At 69.4% G+C, this 17,107-nt stretch carries 11 protein-coding genes; 3 read left to right on the forward strand and 8 right to left on the reverse strand.

The annotated features are described in order from the left end of the window. Positions 1-432 precede the first annotated feature (432 nt). Positions 433-924 carry a MarR family winged helix-turn-helix transcriptional regulator gene (locus ACFWVV_RS20520; RefSeq protein ID WP_384357410.1) on the reverse strand — a complete coding sequence of 164 codons (492 nt, stop codon included), beginning with the start codon at positions 922-924 and terminating at the stop codon, positions 433-435. Between the two features lie 105 nt (positions 925-1,029). Here ACFWVV_RS20520 and ACFWVV_RS20525 point away from each other — a divergent pair, with 105 nt between their 5' ends. Continuing rightward, on the forward strand, positions 1,030-2,256 hold the full coding sequence (locus tag ACFWVV_RS20525; RefSeq protein ID WP_384357412.1) for an amidohydrolase family protein: 1,227 nt from the start codon (positions 1,030-1,032) through the stop codon (positions 2,254-2,256). A 455-nt stretch (positions 2,257-2,711) separates the two neighbouring features. On the opposite strand, the gene ACFWVV_RS20530 is transcribed toward ACFWVV_RS20525, so the two are convergent. The 4 genes from ACFWVV_RS20530 to ACFWVV_RS20545 form a co-directional block, all read right to left on the reverse strand. Then, positions 2,712-4,304: an MFS transporter gene (locus ACFWVV_RS20530; RefSeq protein WP_384357414.1), complete on the reverse strand. Its 1,593-nt coding sequence runs from the start codon at positions 4,302-4,304 to the stop codon at positions 2,712-2,714. Between the two features lie 154 nt (positions 4,305-4,458). Beyond that, positions 4,459-4,932 (reverse strand): MarR family winged helix-turn-helix transcriptional regulator, encoded by a 474-nt coding sequence (locus ACFWVV_RS20535; RefSeq protein ID WP_384357416.1) that lies wholly within the window; start codon positions 4,930-4,932, stop codon positions 4,459-4,461. A 188-nt stretch (positions 4,933-5,120) separates the two neighbouring features. Then, positions 5,121-7,910: a S8 family serine peptidase gene (locus tag ACFWVV_RS20540; RefSeq protein ID WP_384357418.1), complete on the reverse strand. Its 2,790-nt coding sequence runs from the start codon at positions 7,908-7,910 to the stop codon at positions 5,121-5,123. Positions 7,911-8,125: 215 nt separating this feature from the next. After that, positions 8,126-9,754, reverse strand: a complete 1,629-nt coding sequence (locus ACFWVV_RS20545) for a phospholipase A2 (RefSeq protein WP_384357420.1) — start codon at positions 9,752-9,754, stop codon at positions 8,126-8,128. A 219-nt stretch (positions 9,755-9,973) separates the two neighbouring features. On the opposite strand from ACFWVV_RS20545, the gene ACFWVV_RS20550 reads away from it, so the two are divergent. Beyond that, positions 9,974-10,645, forward strand: a complete 672-nt coding sequence (locus ACFWVV_RS20550; RefSeq protein WP_384357422.1) for a hypothetical protein — start codon at positions 9,974-9,976, stop codon at positions 10,643-10,645. A gap of 978 nt (positions 10,646-11,623) precedes the next feature. Here the strand turns inward: ACFWVV_RS20550 and ACFWVV_RS20555 are convergent. The 3 genes from ACFWVV_RS20555 to ACFWVV_RS20565 all read right to left on the reverse strand — a co-directional run bounded on the left by ACFWVV_RS20555 (position 11,624) and on the right by ACFWVV_RS20565 (position 14,218). Beyond that, positions 11,624-12,052, reverse strand: coding sequence for a hypothetical protein (locus tag ACFWVV_RS20555; protein WP_384357424.1), 429 nt, complete (start codon positions 12,050-12,052; stop codon positions 11,624-11,626). A gap of 57 nt (positions 12,053-12,109) precedes the next feature. Further along, positions 12,110-12,664 (reverse strand): GNAT family N-acetyltransferase, encoded by a 555-nt coding sequence (locus ACFWVV_RS20560; RefSeq protein WP_384357426.1) that lies wholly within the window; start codon positions 12,662-12,664, stop codon positions 12,110-12,112. A 78-nt stretch (positions 12,665-12,742) separates the two neighbouring features. Then, positions 12,743-14,218, reverse strand: a complete 1,476-nt coding sequence (locus tag ACFWVV_RS20565) for a non-reducing end alpha-L-arabinofuranosidase family hydrolase (protein ID WP_384357428.1) — start codon at positions 14,216-14,218, stop codon at positions 12,743-12,745. A gap of 690 nt (positions 14,219-14,908) precedes the next feature. Between ACFWVV_RS20565 and ACFWVV_RS20570 the strand changes: the two genes are divergently transcribed. Beyond that, entirely contained in the window at positions 14,909-17,065 is a 2,157-nt protein-coding gene (locus tag ACFWVV_RS20570) for a glycoside hydrolase family 9 protein (RefSeq protein WP_384357430.1), read from the forward strand. Positions 17,066-17,107 lie beyond the last annotated feature (42 nt).

Below are 17,107 nucleotides of genomic sequence, written 5' to 3' on the forward strand. Positions count from 1 at the left end.
CCAGAACACCCACCATCACCCTCGCCGCATAACCACCTCAAACAGCCCCCACACCCGGCACCACGTCCTTGACGAAGGACATAGAGACACCCCCCCCACGCGACGAGGCCACCTGACAAAGCACTACTAGTCCGGCCGTCTCGCCGTGCGGCGGCAACCGGGCCCGCACCGCGAGGCGGCCTCCACTGTCCCAGACCACCCCGGCCTAATTGCCCCAGGCCCCTCCCTCTGCGACGGGGCTGGAACGCGCCCCCGCTCACCGACTTGGATCGCTTCCGCCATGACGCTGCCCTGGCTAGCCGTATTGACCACGAGCGTTGGTGACGGCGAACAGTCAGTGCTTCGCCCTCCATGCCGGGCCTTGCCGAGGGTGCTGTCGCACCTGGAGCAAGTGACGAACGCGCGATCCCCGGGCTATCGCGCTGCGGGGTGTCAGTCCTGTGAGCGGGTGCTCACGTCATCCTCGCTGCGGCGGAGTTGCCGAGCGGACCAGGCACTGGCGTCCTCGCTGTAGCGGATGAGGAACTGGGCGAACTGGGTGCGCTCGGCCGGTTCCCACGCCGCAGTGATGTGTTCGAAGGTCGCGCGTTGTTCGGAGGCGAAGCGCCGTCGCTCGGCCTCGCCGGTGTCCGTGAGCTCGAGGACGGTGCGCCGGCCGTCCGTCTGGGATGCGGCTCGGCGCAGCAGACCGTCGGCGATACAGGCGGCAATGGTCCGGCTGGCGACGGGCTGGGTCACCCCCATCTCGTCGGCGATACCGCCGACCGTCATCTCGCCGGGCGCGTCCGCGACCACGTTCAGGACGAGATTTCGGGTCAGATCCCCACGCCTGCCCGACGTCCGCCGCCGCAGTCGTGACAGGGCAGGTCCGACCTGATCGAAGAGGGCCTTGCCGATTCCCGGCGGCGTTGACGAGCTGCTCATGCCGCCATCCTAAGGAGTTTCAGTCGACACACATATCCATGCCGTTATGCATATTCATAGCTTTAGCTATATATTGAAGGCCGTCCACCAGAAGTGAGGTAAGCCATGTCCGTAACCGCTATCACCGGCGCCCGGGTCTTCGACGGCGAGAAGTCACTGGGCGTGACCACCGTGCTCGTCGAGGGCGGGCGGATCGCCCGCATCAGCGGTGACGTTCCCGACGGGGCCGACATCGTCGACGGCACTGGCGCCACACTGCTGCCGGGCCTGATCGACGCCCACGTCCACACCGGCAAGGACGCGTTGGCGCAGGCGCTGCGGTTCGGAGTGACGACCGAGCTGGAGATGCAGGGCACCCATACGCGGGACAACCGGGCCCACATCAGCGAGGACGACGCCGTCGCCGACGTGCGCTCCTCCGGTTTTGGCATCACCCCGCCGGGCGGTCACCCGAGCGAGTTGTTCCCCGAAGGCTTCCGCCCTGGCCCGCCCCCTGGCGCCAAGCCTGCAGGCGAGCCGCCGCTGATGCCGTTTTCCACCACCCCCGAAGAAGCGGTTGCGTTCATCCCGCGGCTGATCGAACGCGGTTCGGACTACATCAAGTTCATGGTTGATGACGGCAGCATCGAAGGGCACCCCGGGCTGCCCATGCTCGACCAGGCGACCTTGAACGCGGGCGTCGCCAAGGCCAAGGAACACGGCATGCTCACCATCGCCCACACCCTGACCGTGGACGCCACCCGCATGGCGATCGAGGCGGGCATCGACGGCCTGGCCCACTTGTTCATGGACCAGCCTCACACCGACGAGGTCATCAACTTGGTGAAGAATGCCGGGGTGTTCGTCGTCCCCTGCGTCGTCCTGAACGCCTCCATGATGGGCATCACCGGCAGTGAACTTGCCGACGACCCGCGCGTCGCCTCCCGCCTGGACGCGGACGGCGACAAGGCCCTGCGCTCCTGCTTCGGCCACTACCCCCAGGGCAGGATCGAGGACGTCCTCGCCACCGTCAAGGCGCTCAGTGAGGCCGACGTGGACCTGCTGGTCGGCACCGACGCCTCCCTACCCCTGCCCTTCCTGGGCGGACTCGCCCACGGCGCCAGCGTCCACCACGAACTGCAGTACCTGACCCGGGCCGGCCTCGCCCCTGCCCAGGCCCTGCGCGCGGCCACCGCCACCCCCGCCCGCCGCTTCGGCCTCGATGACCGAGGCCGTATCGCCGAGGGCCTGCGCGCCGACCTCCTCCTCGTCGACGGCGACCCCACCACCACCATCTGCGACACCCTCAACACCCGCGCCGTCTGGCGCCGCGGCACCCGTCTCGCGGCCTGACCTGCGGCCCACCACCCAGATCCCTCACCCACTGGAGGCCGCCGACCTGACGGGCGGCGGCTTGGCGGGCGGCGACCTGGCGGGCGGCGGCCTGGCGGGCGGCGGCCTTCTTCGTGGCGAGCTCCCCACCTGAACCCAGACGGCTGATCACATTCCGCACCTGCACAGATGTCGTTGCCCAGCACGATCCCCTTGACCCGGCCAAGGCATCCGCCTCACGGTTGGTCAGGACCTGGAGGACGAGCGCGCCCAGGCACAGCGGGGAGCACAGGCCCCAGATCGTCAGGGATCATCCGCACCGGCCGGAGAACCTGCGGGGCTGTCGCGTCCTGCCGCAACGCGGGTTCCCCCCGGCGAATCACGCCGGGGGGAACCCGCTGTGGCCCGGCGGGGCGCGGGACAGTGTCGTCGCCATGCCCGCCTCGCTGCCCGCCCGGCGGCGAGCCCGTCCGCGCTCAGTGACGGGCCGTTTCGGGGGTACGCCGTACGCCGAGTACGGCCACAGCGGCGCCGACGACGCACAGCGCCCCGGCCACCGTGACGGCGGTGTGGACCCCGTTCATGAAGGCCTGGTGGCTGCCTTCGGCGACAGCGGCCCGGAGCTGTGCCGGCATGTCTCCGGAGAGCGGGGCGACGCCCATGGCCACCGCGTCCTTCGCATCGTGCAGTCCTGCCGCCGCGGGCGCGGGCACTCCGGCGGCGGTCAGTTCACCGGTCAGGGTCGAGCCGACCCGGCTGCTGATGAGCGATACGAGGACGGAGGTGCCGAGAGCGCCGCCGACCTGCAGGGCGGTCGCCTGGAGCCCGCCCGCTACGCCGCCGTCCTTGACCGGAGCGTTCCCCACGATGGCATCGGACGAGGACGCCATCACCATGCCCACGCCCAGGCCCAATGCGACGAAGGGCGGCCACATCGCGGTGTACGAGGAGTCCGCGCTCCAGCCGAGCATCGCGAAACAGGCGAGCGCCTGCAACGCCATGCCGAGCGGCATCGTCAGCCGGGGGCCGAACCTGTCGGTGAGCGCCGCTCCCAGGGGGGAGGCCACGACCGAGGCCAGACTCAGCGGCAGGGTGCGCACACCCGCCTCGACGGGAGAGAATCCGCGTACGTTCTGCAGGTAGATCATGGCGAAGAAGATGATGCCGAGCAGCACGAAGAAATTGAGCGCGGTGACGAACGTGCCGACGGTCAGTGCCGGATTGCGGAACAGCCGCATGGGCAGCAGCGGCGAGGCGACGCGCGTCTCCACGAAGCCGAAGACCAGCAGGAGCACCACACCGGCCGAGATCGCGCCCAGTGTCCCGATCGAGGTCCAGCCCCAGGTCTCGCCCTTGACCACACCGAAAACGACGGCGAGCAGGCCGAGAGCCAGCAGGACGACTCCGACGATGTCGAACTTCTCGTTCGCGGAGCCGGTGTTCCTGGTCTGCGGAAGGACTACGACGCTGAAGCCCAGCGCGATGATGCCGATGGGAGCGTTGATGTAGAAGACGGATTCCCATTGGACGTGTTCGACGAGCAGGCCGCCGACGATGGGGCCCAGAGCAGTGGACACCGAGGAGACCATGGCCCAGATGCCGACCGCCATGCCGAACTTCTTCGGCGGGAAGACGGCACGCAGCATGCCGAGGGTGTTGGGCATCAGCAGGGCGCCGAAGAAGCCCTGGAGGGCGCGGAAGGCGATGACGCCCTCGATGGATCCGGCGAGCCCGATGGCCACGGAGGTCACCGTGAACCCGGCGACGCCGATCAGGTAGAAGGTGCGGCGTCCGAACCGGTCGCCCAGCTTGCCACCCAGGATCAGGGCTGCGGCGAGGGCCAGCAGGTAGGAGTTGGTGACCCACTGCAAGTCGGAGGTGGACGCTCCCAGATCCTCGCCGATCGCGGGGTTGGCGATGGCCACCACCGAGCCGTCGAGACCGACCATGAAGAGGCCGAAGGCAACGGCGATCAGCGTGAGCCACGGAATGGCCCGGAAACCGTCGAGCCGGTTCGAAGGCGGCGAATGGGTCGCCGGGACATGCGAGTAGAGGGTGCCGGAGGGCATGAAGGTGCCATTTCTTGCGTCAGGGAAGGCGTGGACGGCAGAGGCCCGGTCCACGGCAGGGAAAGAACGCACGGCCCGGGGCGTGAGCGGCCGGAGTGCATGAGAATCCGACCCCGCGGCACGCCACCGGCCCTCTGGGGGGCCGGTGGTGCGTCTAGCCGGCGGGGTGGTGAAGGTGCAGGCTGAGGGTTGCCAGCGCGCCCAGGGCAGAGCCGAGAGCACCTCGTTCGCCGTCGGTCATGGCGACCAGCGCCTGCGTGACATGGGCGCACATGAGGCGGTCGGCCTCGGCAACGCGCTGCTGCGCGATCGCGGTGACGTACAGGTGCGCGACTCGCTTGTCGGCGGGGTCCTGCCGGCGCTCCAGCAGCCCGCGCTCGGTCAGCTGCGAGACCAGCGCGCTGACGTTGTTCGGCTTCATCAGCAGTGCCTGGGCCGCCTGGCGCACGGTGACGCCTTCGTTCGCCTGGACGTGCCGGAGCAGCGCGAGCTGGCCCTCGGGGGGCTTGGGGTGCGGGAACTCCTGGCCGACGCGCCGATCGAGAGCCCGGGACAGCGCGGGCAGGCATGCCACGAGGCCGGCGGCCATGTGGTCGATGTCCTGGGCGGACGCGCTGTGCTGGGGCATGCCGACACCATAGGTATGACAGGATACGTATGTCAAGATACCTTCCGGGCGCACGATGCGGGCACGTGCGTCTCCGGCATGAACGAGAGCGCTCCGTCCCTCGACACCGCCCGCCGAGGGCGCGGATCGGGGACGCGGGCAGCCCCCGAAGGCCGGTGCCTTCGGGGGCTGCCCGTATGGGCCGATCTCTATCGTGCCGAGTAGCCGAAGGCCACGCCGTTCGCCGGGAGTCCACCGGCGCCGGGCCTGTACGTGGTGAGGGGAGCGACCGTGCCGCCCTGTGTCACGTTGGACATCGGCAGCGCGTGGAGCGCGCCGGTGGCCAGCGGCCCGAAGGGCATGCCCGCGTACAGTTTGGTCGCGGTGAAGTGGATGTTCTTGCCCACGTACTGGTTGGCGCCGATGGGGCCGGGCAGGCCGTTGCCCGCCTCGATCCAGCGGTCGTTCGCACCGGCAGATCCGGCCAGCGAGAACGTGTGGATCGCGCCTGCGTTGGCGACGGTGCCGATGTCCTCACCGGGTGTTCCCACCGCGAGCCGCATCGACGCCACGGTGCTCACCGAGCCGGGGGCGGTGTTGACGGCGGTGAGGTACTCACCCATGCGGTCCCCGTCCTCGGAGGTACCGGTCACGTCGTCGTCCGCGGTGCCCTGCTTGAGCTCGCGCAGGTAGCTCCAGGTGCCGTCGGGCTTGATGCGGATCTGCACGACACGGCCCGCGTTGGCGCGGTTCTCGGTGCCGACCGTCACGCTCTCGCCGGGCGAACCGATCGCCAGGATCGACTCCGTGGCGGCTGCGGCGCCGGTGGCCCGGAACGGGGCCATGGCCACCGCGTAGCCGAACTGGTCGCCCGCCTCGGCGTCGCCGGAGATGGCGTCGCTGTTCTGGTCGAGCCCGGCCAGCGGCAGGGGGTGGCCTGCGGAGTCGAAACGGTTGGCGTCGAAGAGGACGACGCCGCCGGCCTTCGCCGTGCTGCCCAGGGCCTCGTTGGGGTTGCCGATGGCGATGTAGTTCTGGTCGGCGGTCACGGACCAGCCGAAGAGGTCCCCTGTTTCGGGGTCACCGGGGACACCGGCGGTCGACTGGCTCACCGCCACGCTGGTGGTGCCGTACACGTAGAAGGAGGAACCCGCCTGCGTGGCGTCGCCGAGGGATTCTCCGGGCAGGCCGATGACCAGGTACGGCCGGCCGGCGTCGTTCACCGCGGCCGCGATCCTGTGGCCCATCCGGTCGCCCGTCTCGGATGCCGAGCCGGCGATCGCACCCGTGCCGGCTCCCTGCTCGAGGTGCGTGGCCTTGAGAGTGCCGGTGCCCAGACCGCCGGCCGCGCCGTAGAGGATGTCGACGAAGCCCGCGTCGGTGGCGGTGCCGACGGTTTCGCTCGGGGTTCCGACGACCAGGTCGGTGAAGCCGTCCTTGTTCCAGTCGATGGTGGCCAGGGTCTCGCCGAAGTAGTCGTCCGCCTCGGAGCCGCCCGGCACCCAGTCCAGGTCCTGGCTGATCTCGGCGGTGCCCTTGCCGCCGCCGTACACGACGCGGACCAGACCGGCCTTCGCGTTCGTGCCGACGGTGGCCTGGGTGTCGGATATCGCGATGTCCTCCGCGCCGTCACCGTTGAAGTCGGTCGTCCCGGCCGGCTTCGGGGTGGTGCCCCCGCCGCCGATGGCCGTGCCGACGTCGATCCGTGGGGTGGTGGCGCCGGTGTAGCTGATGCCCCGGCCGCCGTTCTTCAGGAGGGCCGTCAGGTCGGCGATGCTCCTGGTGGGGAAGGCCTGCTTGAGCACCGCGTACGCACCGGCCACGTGCGGTGCCGCCATGGAGGTGCCGTTCTTGGAGGCGTAGGTGCCGCCGGGCACGGACGAGACGATGCCGGTGCCGGGGGCGAACAGGTCGAGCAGCGGACCCCGGTTGGTGAAGGCGGACAGCTCGTCGTCGTCGGTCGTCGAACCGACCGTGACGGCGGAGGAGATGCAGCCGGGCGTGCTCACCGCGTCGGAGTGGCCGTTGTTGCCGGCGGCGATCACGGTGGCCACACCGGCACCCAGCAGGCTGTCCACGAGCGGTTTGCGCAGATCGCTGTCGCAGGCGGTGGAGTAACGGCCGTTGCCGAGGCTGAGGTTGGCCGCGACGATCGGCGTGCCGGCCTTCTTGAGCTTCAGTACGTGCTCGAGGCCCTTGAGCTGTGCGCTCTGGTAGCTGCCCACGCAGGGGGCGGCGCCGCCGCAGAACTCCTCGGTCGTGAACTGGCTGAAGACCTGGATGGCGACGATGTTGGCGCCGGGTGCGACACCGTGCCGGGGAGCGCCCGTGAGGCCCGCGCCGTTGCCCGCGGCGATACCGGCCACGTGGGTGCCGTGGTCGCAGGCGGTCATGGTCGCGCAGGCGCCGGCCGCTGTGTTGGCGGCGCCGGTGCCCTCGTGCGTGTCGGCTCCGTTCGGGCACAGGCTGGCGATGCCGCTCTCGGCATCGCTCGGCGAGAAGCAGGCCTCGGCCACGACCTTGTTCTTCAGGAACGGGTGGCCGGTCTCGACGCCGGTGTCCAGGACGGCGATCGTCTGGCCCGCACCGGTCTTGCCGGCCGCGACGGCGTCGTCACCTCCGATCAGCGGGACGCTCTGGTCCAGGGTCGGCGGCTCCGCCTTGTCCTCGGTGACGCTGACCACGCCCGGCTTCGCGGCAAGTTTGTCCAGGCCGGCCCGGTCCACCTTGAGGGTGATCACCGGTACGGTCTCGAATTCCTGCTTCTTCTCGCCGGCGGTCGCCGCGTCGGCGACGTCCGCGAGAGTCTCTGTGACGACGTTGACGCGGACCTTGCCGCTGCCCGCGGTCTGTTCGTAGAGCGGCGGGTCGACCGGGTCGGCCGCGGCTGCGGCGGCTGTCGTGGTGCTCGGCGGTGTGACGGCGTGGGCCGGCATCGCGGCGCCGAGGGCCACGGCCGTCATCGTGGTGACGACCGTCGCCCAGATCGTTCTCTTCATGTTGCCTCGGTGAGCAGGGGGCGCGTCATGTCTGGGGCCCGTGGGGAAACAGGCATGGCACAGCCCGGAGAGATGTGGGGAGCGAGGTGGTGAGAGGTCCTGGCGGAACGGGCCGGGCGGCGAAAGGTTTCCGCCGCCCGGCCCGTTCGGGCTCGGGGAGCCCGCACCGTCAGGAGGGTGCGCCGGGTGTCGTCAGACGGTGCCCGGACCCGTGATCAGGTCTTCCTGGCACCGTTCTTCGGGTTGCCCTTCAATCCCACGGCCTTGAAGTAGGCGTACGCGTAGGCGTTGCACTTCCAGCGGACGAGGACGTTGTACGCCTTGCAGCTGTGCGTCTTCATCGTGGCGTAGAAGGCGTTCTCGACGTTCGACTTCTTGTTGCGGTCCAGGTAGTACTTGTAGCCCTTGTACGTGTTGCCGATCAGGCCGTAGCCGTAGTCGTGGCTGTCGCACGCTGCCCGGAAGTTGAAGCCGCCCGGGCGGCTGATGTTCGGGCCGGGGGTGCTGCAACCGTCGTAGACGATGCCCGCTACGCGGAAGCCGGTCGGCGTGTACCGGAACTTCGGCCAGTGCCAGCCGTAGTGCGCGGCCCACGCGACGCAGCCGCGGTTGAGGTACCACATCCACTCGGTGGCGCGGTTGCAGTAGCGCGGGTAGGCCTGCGGGTCGGTGATCTCACCGGTGGTGAGGTCCCCGGCCGGAGGCGTGGTCGCGGTTCCGTCGCCGGCCGGGCCCTGCAGGGGCTCGGTGGCGGACGGCAGGTCGGTGCCGACGGGCGCGGCGTTCGGGGCGGCCGACGCGGCCGGGAACGTCAGGTCCCACTCGCCGTTGCTCGGCGAGTCTACGTCGGAGACGCGCCCCGTGGTGTCGTAGGAGTACGACGAGACGGGGTCGGTGCCCTCGACCGGGTTGGTCACCTTGCGCAGCAGACCCGAGGCGTCGTAGGAGTAGCGCGCCAGCGTCTGCGTGGTGGCACCCGAGGTGAGGGTGATCTCCTTGGCGCGGCCCGTGTACTCACCGGGCGCCGTGCCGGTGGCCGTCGTGGCGGTCGAGTACTTGACCACCAGCGACTGCGCCGGAGCGTCGGCGGTCGCGGGCTCGCTGACCGTGGCGACCCGGCCCTTGGCGTCGTAGGAGACAGTGGCGGTGGCACCGTCGGCCAGGTTGCCCAGACTGGTCACACGCCACTTGTCGGTGCCCGGGGCGATCTGCTTCCAGTGGTAGGTCGCCGTGAGGGCGGCGACCCCGACGGCTGCGTCGGCGTCCTCGTCGCCCGTCACGTCGGTGTCCGGGGTGCCGGTGGCCGGAGCGAGGGTCTCGACGGCGGTGGTCACCAGCGTGCCGGTGGCCTCGTTGTACGTGGTGGTCTCGGTGAGCTTGTCGCCCGTGGAGGTTTCGTACTTCTTGACGCCTCCGCCGCTCGGGTAGTCGACGCTGCTCTTCAGGGCGTACGGGACGGAGACCTTCGCGTCGAGGTCGGTGACCACGACGGAGTCGGCCTTCTGCTCCAGCTTGCGGTTGAGCTGGCCCCCCAGGAACCCGGCTTCCCAGCCGGGGCCGAAGACGCCCTGGTCCGGTCGGGTCGTGGGCGCCGACTCCGGCTTGGCGACTCCGTCCGCGCCTTCGGTGACCGTGTGCGTGCGGCCCATGAGGCCCTCGGCCACATCGGTCTCGTACAGCTCGAAGGACTTCTCGGCGGTGGAGTACAGGCCGGGACCGACCCGCTGGATCTCCCCGTCGGCCAGCGGCGGTTCGACAGTGGCGGCCGCGGCTTGCGGCTGGTCGATGACAGCGGCTCCGGCGGGCTGCTGCGGGAGCATCAGCGCCATGGAGAGTGCGGCCATGACAGGCAGGGCTGTTTTGTGCACGAGTTCCCCCCTCGTGTCGGTGGTGTGTTGCTTGATCGATGCGGAACGTAGACCGGCGCGATCACGACCACAAGTGGCTTACATATGGAAGTAGTTGATTCCGCTTCCTTGCAGCAGTGAAGAACGTCCGGCCGTCGCCGGAGGTTGAGTACGCGTACTCATGTGGCGTGGGCGGGGCTGCCCAAGTCTGGGGACGTGAAGCGAACTCAGGCCCCGAACCGGGCAGTTGCCACCAAAACGCGCCACCGTCGGCGCACCCTCGCGGTGACGGCTCTCGCCGCCGTGACTCTGACCGCCTGCGGCTCCGAGCAGTCGGGCCCCCGAGGGGAGCGGGAGAGGCCGGCCGATGCCGTCTCGGCCAGGAGCGACGCGACCTTCCGCAGGATGCTGGACGAGGTGGCACGGGAGTGCCCCCCACCAGGCACGAAGGGGGAGTTGCCGGCCGCCCCGGACGGTAGCGCGCCGACCGTTCCGGTAGCGGCTCCGCCCGGCGCCACGGTGGAGCCGCCGCCGGGGGGTGGGGTCGAGCCCGTCACCCCGACGGCAGGCCCCGAAGTGGAACTGGACGCCCGCGACTGGTGCGCCGGCGTCCAGCACGAACAGCGCGTGGCCGAGGCGGTCCTGCGGCTCGAGCGGCCCGATCCTGCGCAGGTCAGGAAGGTGCTGAACGGCCTCGGCTACATCGACGAGCGCATCCACGGCCTGAAGCGGTCCGCCGCCGTCACGAAGTTCGTCATCGACCTCCGCGACAAGGGAGGACGGCTGTGCCTCGACGGCACCGCCAACGGCGAACTGACGGAGGTCGATGCCTGTGTCGCACCCAAGGACGGATCGTTCCGTATCGCAAATCTCCGCCATCGATCATGAGCCAAATGTGATCCACCTCACACGCTTACTGAGGTTTTGGGTGAACGATCAGCAACAAGCAGTTACTAACGATTGGTAGATAGTGTCCTAAATCGGCGCTATAACAGCGAGTTAGAGGGTGCCGGACCATTGAGGGCAGTTGTCCATAGGATGTGCGATACACATTGCGGACGCAATTCGACACGTCCGGGGAATGTCCGGGCTCCCCGTAGGGTCCGTCGGAATCCGCACGTTGATCACCGGCGATACGGCGCCGGGGAGGAGTCCCCTGCCCACGCGGCACACCAGAGCGCGCGCAGCAGGGGGCCCGGCCCCGTGAAACATCCACCGAGGTCGGCTCTCCCCGTACTGACGGCCGTGCTGCTGGTACTCGCTCCGTTCTCGACCAGGTCGACCGCGCCCATCACCGGTCTCCCGGCCCCGGCGGGGGAAATCCGCATCGTGGCGGAGAGAAACAGGCACGAAACCTGACGATCCCTGACGGATTCAGCTATGTGCCCTATCGGCCCGAGGACGGACAGACCGATTCCGGGTACTGCGCACGGCCGGTGGCACCGCAGGAGAACGTCAGCCGGTGTCCCGCCTTCGTCGAGGTCTATGGAACCGTCGTCCGGCTCCGCATCGAGAAGAAGACCGCGGGTGCCACCGGCCGGCTGGCACTCGTCGGCCAACCCACCGAGAACGCTCGCGCAACCCCCGGTCAGCATCCGGATACCGGGTCCCTACGTCCCCTCGCCCGGCGACTGCCTCTACCTGGCCGGCGGGGCGACCCTGCTCATGGTGCGGTTGATGTGCCGGTGGTACCGCAGACGGGACAGATCGCGGGCTGGGGGCGGCCTCGGGTAGGGACGTGGCTCACCAGGCGGGGGGAATGTCACGGGTGACCGTTCGCACTGCTCGAAGGACCGGAGGGCAATCCGGTCCCGGGCTCCTGGTGCGAGGCGGCTGCCTGCGGACCTGGCCGCGTTGGGCAACGGGTCACGTGCGGAAGGCGGCGATTCCCCCGGAAGGCCGTCTGGCCCTTCGGTACGCGAGCGCGGCGGCACCGCTCAGTACGACGGCGGCGCCTGCCAGCACGCAGACGAGCACAGTGATCGACAGGGAGACGTACTCCAGCGTCGAACCATCGGCGTAGACGCAGGCATTGCGCAGTGGCCAGAACGTCTGCTTCACGCTTGTCCAATCAGCACCGGCGGTGTTCTGGTCCTCGCACAGCACGGGAATCGGGCCTCCCAGGGCAACGGAGAACCAGCCGTAGCTGTACGTGGACGCGGCCGCAGCCCCGAAGAAAAGGGCGAGCACCGCACAGAAACCGGGCGGAGAAAGAGGCCGGTTCCTCACCAGGGCCACGCCAACCACCAGGCTCGCCCCCGCGGTTGCCACACCGAGGAACAGCAGCATGCCCATCAAGAACATCGTCACGGTGCCCCTCTCCCCTTGTCGTCCCTGTGTCGAGCAACGGACTCAGGGGCAGGGTTTGCTCATGTAGAGGGCGTACTCGCCGGCCGAGGGGGTGAACTCGTAGAGCGAGGTGTCGAGGCCGCAGAGGGCGAAACCCATCCGCCGGTAGGCGCGGATCGCGGGGGCGTTGATGTTGGTCACCTCCAGCCAGATCTGCATGGCTCCGCGCTCACGCGCCATCTCCTCGGCGCGGGCCATCAGCGCACTGCCGACGCCGCGCCCCCGGTGCTCGGGGGCGACCTCGATGTCCTCGATGGTGAGGCGACGGTTCCACGGGGCGTACGAGACGGAGACGAAGCCCGCGACGGACCCGTCGGCGGCGACGGCCAGGACGGTGGGGCTGCTCTGCTCCGACGGGCACGCGTCGTTCTCGTCGTCTCCCTCGGAGTCGTCCTGGGGGAACACCTTGGTCAGGGGCGGCTCAATGGGGAGCTCGCGCAGGGTGAACCCGTTCTCGGCGGTCTCCACGTGGAAGACGGTGTCAGTGGTGAAGGACCCGTCCAACGCGTCGAGGGCTTCGGTGTCCTCGGGGCGGGCGGTACGGAACTCGTAGTACACCGCCCAAGGGTAGGCCCGGCCGCGCTGCCAAGACACGCCGTGACAGGCGCACTGCCCGGCCGGGTCCGCGTCACGCCGTCAGCGCCGCAGTGTCAACAGACCCGGACGGTAGGGCCATTGGCCGTAGTCGCCGCCGATGCGGGGGTCGCGTCCCTGGTAGAGGAATTGCAGGTTGCAGGGATCGACGGTGAAGGTCTGATCGGCGCTGGTGCGGATCAGCTCGCCGTGGCTGATGTCGTTGGTCCAGGTGGCACCGCTGTTGGCCTTGCCGGCGAAGGGGTTGCTCTCGGTCGCGGCCTGAGGTGTCCAGGTGCCGTTCAGGCTGGTGGCGGTGAACGAGCGGAAGTAGCGGCCCTGCGCGCCGATCGCCTCGACGATCATGAGGTAGCGGTCCTGGCCCTGGAGCTTGTAGACCTGCGGCGCTTCGAACAGGTTGTTCGTCGTATCGCTCATGATCGTGGTGTAGGTCGAGCCGAAACTGCCCGGGAAGTTCCCGATGGGCATGCTGGCCCGGTAGATCTTGCCGTTGTCACCGGCGAAGAACAGGTACATGTTCGTGCCGTCGGCGATGAGCGTCTGGTCGATGGGACCTGTGCCGGAGCCGGTGATGCTTCCGGAGAAGAGCACCTGCTGTGCTGACCAGCCGTTCGGATTGGAGGGGTCGCTCGACGTCCGGTAGGAGAAGGCGCTCCCGCCGCCCCACTGGTAGGCGAGCACCCAGATGTTCTTCGGGGCGAAGTAGAACAGCGTGGGCGCGACGACGGAGTTCGACATCGTGTTCTGGCTGGCCGAACCCATCTCCGGCCAGTTGGTAAACAGGCCGAAGTTCATCGAGCCCCAGCCCGTTCCCGGGCCCGCGCCGTGCGTCGTCGCGTACACGAGATGCTTGCCGTTGTAGGGGACGACGGTGAAGTCCTTGAGCGAGGCCCATCCCGGTTTGGGTTGCGCCAGTGCGCCCGTCGATGACCAGCGGTAGGTCGACGGGAGGCCGCACGGAGCGGGGTTGCCGGTGCCGACCTTGACGAGCTGCCACTGCTGATTGGTGCCGCCCCAGTCGTCGTACTGGACGATGTTCGCGTTGTCGGTGGCGGAGGCGCCTTGTACTTCGAGGGCCTTGTCGCTGTGGCGTGAGACGAGCCGCACGTAACCGTCCGCGCTGTCGGCGAGCCGCCACTGCTGGTGGGTGCCGTTCAGGTCGGCCCACTGGACGATCGGTCCGCCGTTGGCGGTGGACCGGCCTTGGACGTCCAGCACCTTGCCGGAGTGGCGGGACTTGATGCGGTAGTTGCCGCCGCCCGAGTCGACGAACTGCCACTGCTGCTGGTTCTGGTCGTTCCGTGTCCACTGGGTGATGCGCGCGCCGTCGTTGGTCGCCAGATTGTGGACGTCCAGGGCTTTGCCGCTGTTGCGGTTGACCAGCACGTACCAGGCGTTGGTGTCGACGGTCGCCGCGGCGGCGGGCTGGGCGGTGAGGACTGTGGCCACGAGCAGCATGGGCGCGAGGACGGCGAGTAAGCGTCTCAGGACGACCAGGGGCGGATGGCGAAACCACATGACGAACGCTCCTTGGGGGGTGGGTGCGATGGGGGACGGGGTGCGATGGGGGGTGGGTTCGGACCGGAACTGTCGGTTACTTGCCGAAAACTTTTCGAAAACCTCTCGGATTCCGTGACGCCACAAGCTAGGAACAGCCAGCTTGTCGGTCAAGACCTGCTGCCGATCTGGCTGCAAACAGTGCCTCTCGCCTGGAGTTGACCAGCACATCGGGCAACCGGAAATTTTTCGAAAGTTTGCGAATCGGTTCGCCGGGCCCTGGGTGTCCGCATCGGGGAAGCGGTCGAGCACGCAGCGCCTGCCGGGACGCCACCACTTTCACTCCCGTATACGGCCGCACCTGTTGACGCCTCACCGGCGCGTCATTACTGTCCGACTCGCATCTTCGAAACACCGACCAATGTTCGGTATGTCGAATGGGAGTGCTCCCCACCCCCGGTCCGTCCACGGCGCTCCCTGGGCACCTTCGCGGTCGGCCCTCGGACGCAGTACACGGCCGGAGCCTGAGCCACGGCCAGAGGTGTCGCGTCGCCAGTGACCAGGCCGTGATCTTCCCTCCCACGGCGGCTACGGCACGTCCACCAGGGCCTGGCCGCCATGGCCAGGGGGCGGCCACCTCCACCCGCCGCCCAGGAGGACCCGTTCCCGGCCAACTCCATCCGCTGACCAGCATCGACACAGGAGCCGCTCATGCCCCCCGCCCCTTCGTTACGCCGTCCCGGGCGCCTCGCCGCCACCCTGCTCACGGGTCCCCTCCTCGTCTGCGGACTCCTGACCGCGCCCGTCGCCGCAGCCGCTCCCGCCGCCGCTGCGGCGACCTCGGCCGTACGTGTCAACCAGGCCGGCTATCTCCCCGACGGACCCAAGCGCGCCACCGTCGTCACCACCGCGACGCAGCCGCTCACCTGGCAGCTGCGCGACGCGTCCGGGACGGTGGTCGCCTCCGGTGCGACCGTCCCCCGCGGCACGGACGCCCCCTCCGGGCAGACCGTCCAGGTGGCCGACTTCTCCTCGTACCGCAAGGCCGGATCGCAGTACGTCCTGGCGGTGGACGGCAGCGGCAGTGTGTCCTTCGACATCCGCGCGAACCTGTACGACGGTCTGCGCTCGGACGCGATGGCGTTCTTCTACCACCAGCGCAGCGGCATTCCCATCGAGGCCTCGCTGGCGGGCTCCGCCTACGGCCGCCCGGCCGGACACCTCGGTGTCGCGCCCAACAAGGGTGACACCGCCGTCCCCTGCCAGGCCACCGTGTGCGACTACACGAAGGACGTCAGGGGCGGCTGGTACGACGCGGGCGACCACGGCAAGTACGTGGTGAACGGCGGCATTTCCGCCTGGCTGGTGGTCAACTCCTTCGAGCGGGCCAAGCGGGCCGGCACGGACGCGGCACTGGGCGACTCGACCCTGAGGGTCCCCGAGCGCGGCAACGGCGTACCCGACGTGCTGGACGAGGCGCGCTGGGAGCTCGACTTCCTGATGCGGATGCAGGTGGCCGAGAACAAGCCGTACGCGGGCATGGCGTTCCACAAGATCCATGACGCGGAGTGGACGGGCATGCCGCTGCGCCCCGACCAGGACTCCCAGCCTCGCGAGCTGCACCGTCCGTCCACGGCGGCAACCCTCAACCTCGCGGCGGCCGCGGCGCAGTGCTCCCGTGTCCTGCGGCCCTACGACGCCGCGTTCGCCGACCGCTGTCTGTCGAGCGCCCGGCGGGCCTGGACAGCGGCCCGGGCCAACCCGGCCCTGTACGCGCCGGATTCGGACAGCACGGGCGGCGGTGCCTACGGCGACTCGCAGGTCACCGACGAGTTCTACTGGGCGGCGTCCGAGCTGTACGCCACGACCGGCGACAGCGGCTACCGGGACGCAGTCACCGGCTCCGCCTGGCACACCTCCCCCACGGCCTTCTCCGCTTACGGGTTCGGCTGGGCGGACACGGCCGCACTCGGCCGGCTCACCCTGGCCACGGTCCCCAACGGGCTGCCCGCCGCGGACCTGGCCCGCGTCCGTGCCTCGGTGACCTCCGCCGCCGACGGTCATCTGGCCAGGATGGCCGGCCAGGGTTACGCGGTGCCCGTCCCTGCCGACGGCTACTTCTGGGGCTCCAACGGCGAGGTCGCCGACAACGCGATCGTCCTGGCCGTCGCAGGGGAACTGACCGGCGACGCGCGCTACCGCGCCGGCGCCCTGGAGGCCATGGACTACCTGCTCGGCCGCAACGCCCTCGGCCAGTCCTACATCTCCGGTTACGGCAGGACGTCCTCGCGCAACCAGCATCACCGCTTCTGGGCACACCAGCTGGACGCCTCGCTGCCCCACCCTCCGGCGGGGTCGCTCGCGGGCGGTCCCAACAGCGGGCTCCAGGACCCGGTGGCCAAGGAGAAGCTGGCGGGCTGCGCACCCGCCGCCTGCTACATCGACGACATCGGCTCGTATTCCACCAACGAAGTGGCGGTGAACTGGAACGCCCCGCTGGCGTGGCTCGCCGCCTACGCCGCCGAGCGGACCACCACCGGCGAACCGCCCGCCGGGGCCTGCACGGTGACGTACAAGAACGACAACGTGTGGGGCACGGGCTTCACCGCGACACTCACCGTGAAGAACACCGGCGCGGAAGCCGTGGACGGCTGGAAGCTGAGCTGGACCTACCCTGCAGGCCAGCGCGTCACCAGCGCCTGGAACGCGACCGTCACCCAGGACGGCACCGCTGTCGTGGCCCGCAACACCGACTGGAACCGGACCCTCGCACCCGGTGCCACAGCGAGCTTCGGAGTCCAGGGGACGCACAGCGGAACCAGCCCCTCCCCCACCGCCTACACGCTCAACGGCAACGTCTGCACCTGAGCGGTTGCCGGATCGCCTACGGGACGCACTGCACGGCCCCGT

Source organism: Streptomyces sp. NPDC058663 (genome assembly GCF_042716745.1).
Classification (GTDB): domain Bacteria; phylum Actinomycetota; class Actinomycetes; order Streptomycetales; family Streptomycetaceae; genus Streptomyces.

Bases quoted from the DNA above. Each gene is read 5' to 3' on its own strand.
- ACFWVV_RS20530 (WP_384357414.1), bottom strand. From the start codon at position 4,304: ATGCCCTCCGGCACCCTCTACTCGCATGTCCCGGCGACCCATTCGCCG.
- ACFWVV_RS20555 (WP_384357424.1), bottom strand. From the start codon at position 12,052: ATGGGCATGCTGCTGTTCCTCGGTGTGGCAACCGCGGGGGCGAGCCTG.
- ACFWVV_RS20525 (WP_384357412.1), top strand. From the start codon at position 1,030: ATGTCCGTAACCGCTATCACCGGCGCCCGGGTCTTCGACGGCGAGAAG.
- ACFWVV_RS20565 (WP_384357428.1), bottom strand. From the start codon at position 14,218: ATGTGGTTTCGCCATCCGCCCCTGGTCGTCCTGAGACGCTTACTCGCC.
- ACFWVV_RS20570 (WP_384357430.1), top strand. From the start codon at position 14,909: ATGCCCCCCGCCCCTTCGTTACGCCGTCCCGGGCGCCTCGCCGCCACC.
- ACFWVV_RS20540 (WP_384357418.1), bottom strand. From the start codon at position 7,910: ATGAAGAGAACGATCTGGGCGACGGTCGTCACCACGATGACGGCCGTG.
- ACFWVV_RS20535 (WP_384357416.1), bottom strand. From the start codon at position 4,932: ATGCCCCAGCACAGCGCGTCCGCCCAGGACATCGACCACATGGCCGCC.
- ACFWVV_RS20545 (WP_384357420.1), bottom strand. From the start codon at position 9,754: ATGGCCGCACTCTCCATGGCGCTGATGCTCCCGCAGCAGCCCGCCGGA.
- ACFWVV_RS20520 (WP_384357410.1), bottom strand. From the start codon at position 924: ATGAGCAGCTCGTCAACGCCGCCGGGAATCGGCAAGGCCCTCTTCGAT.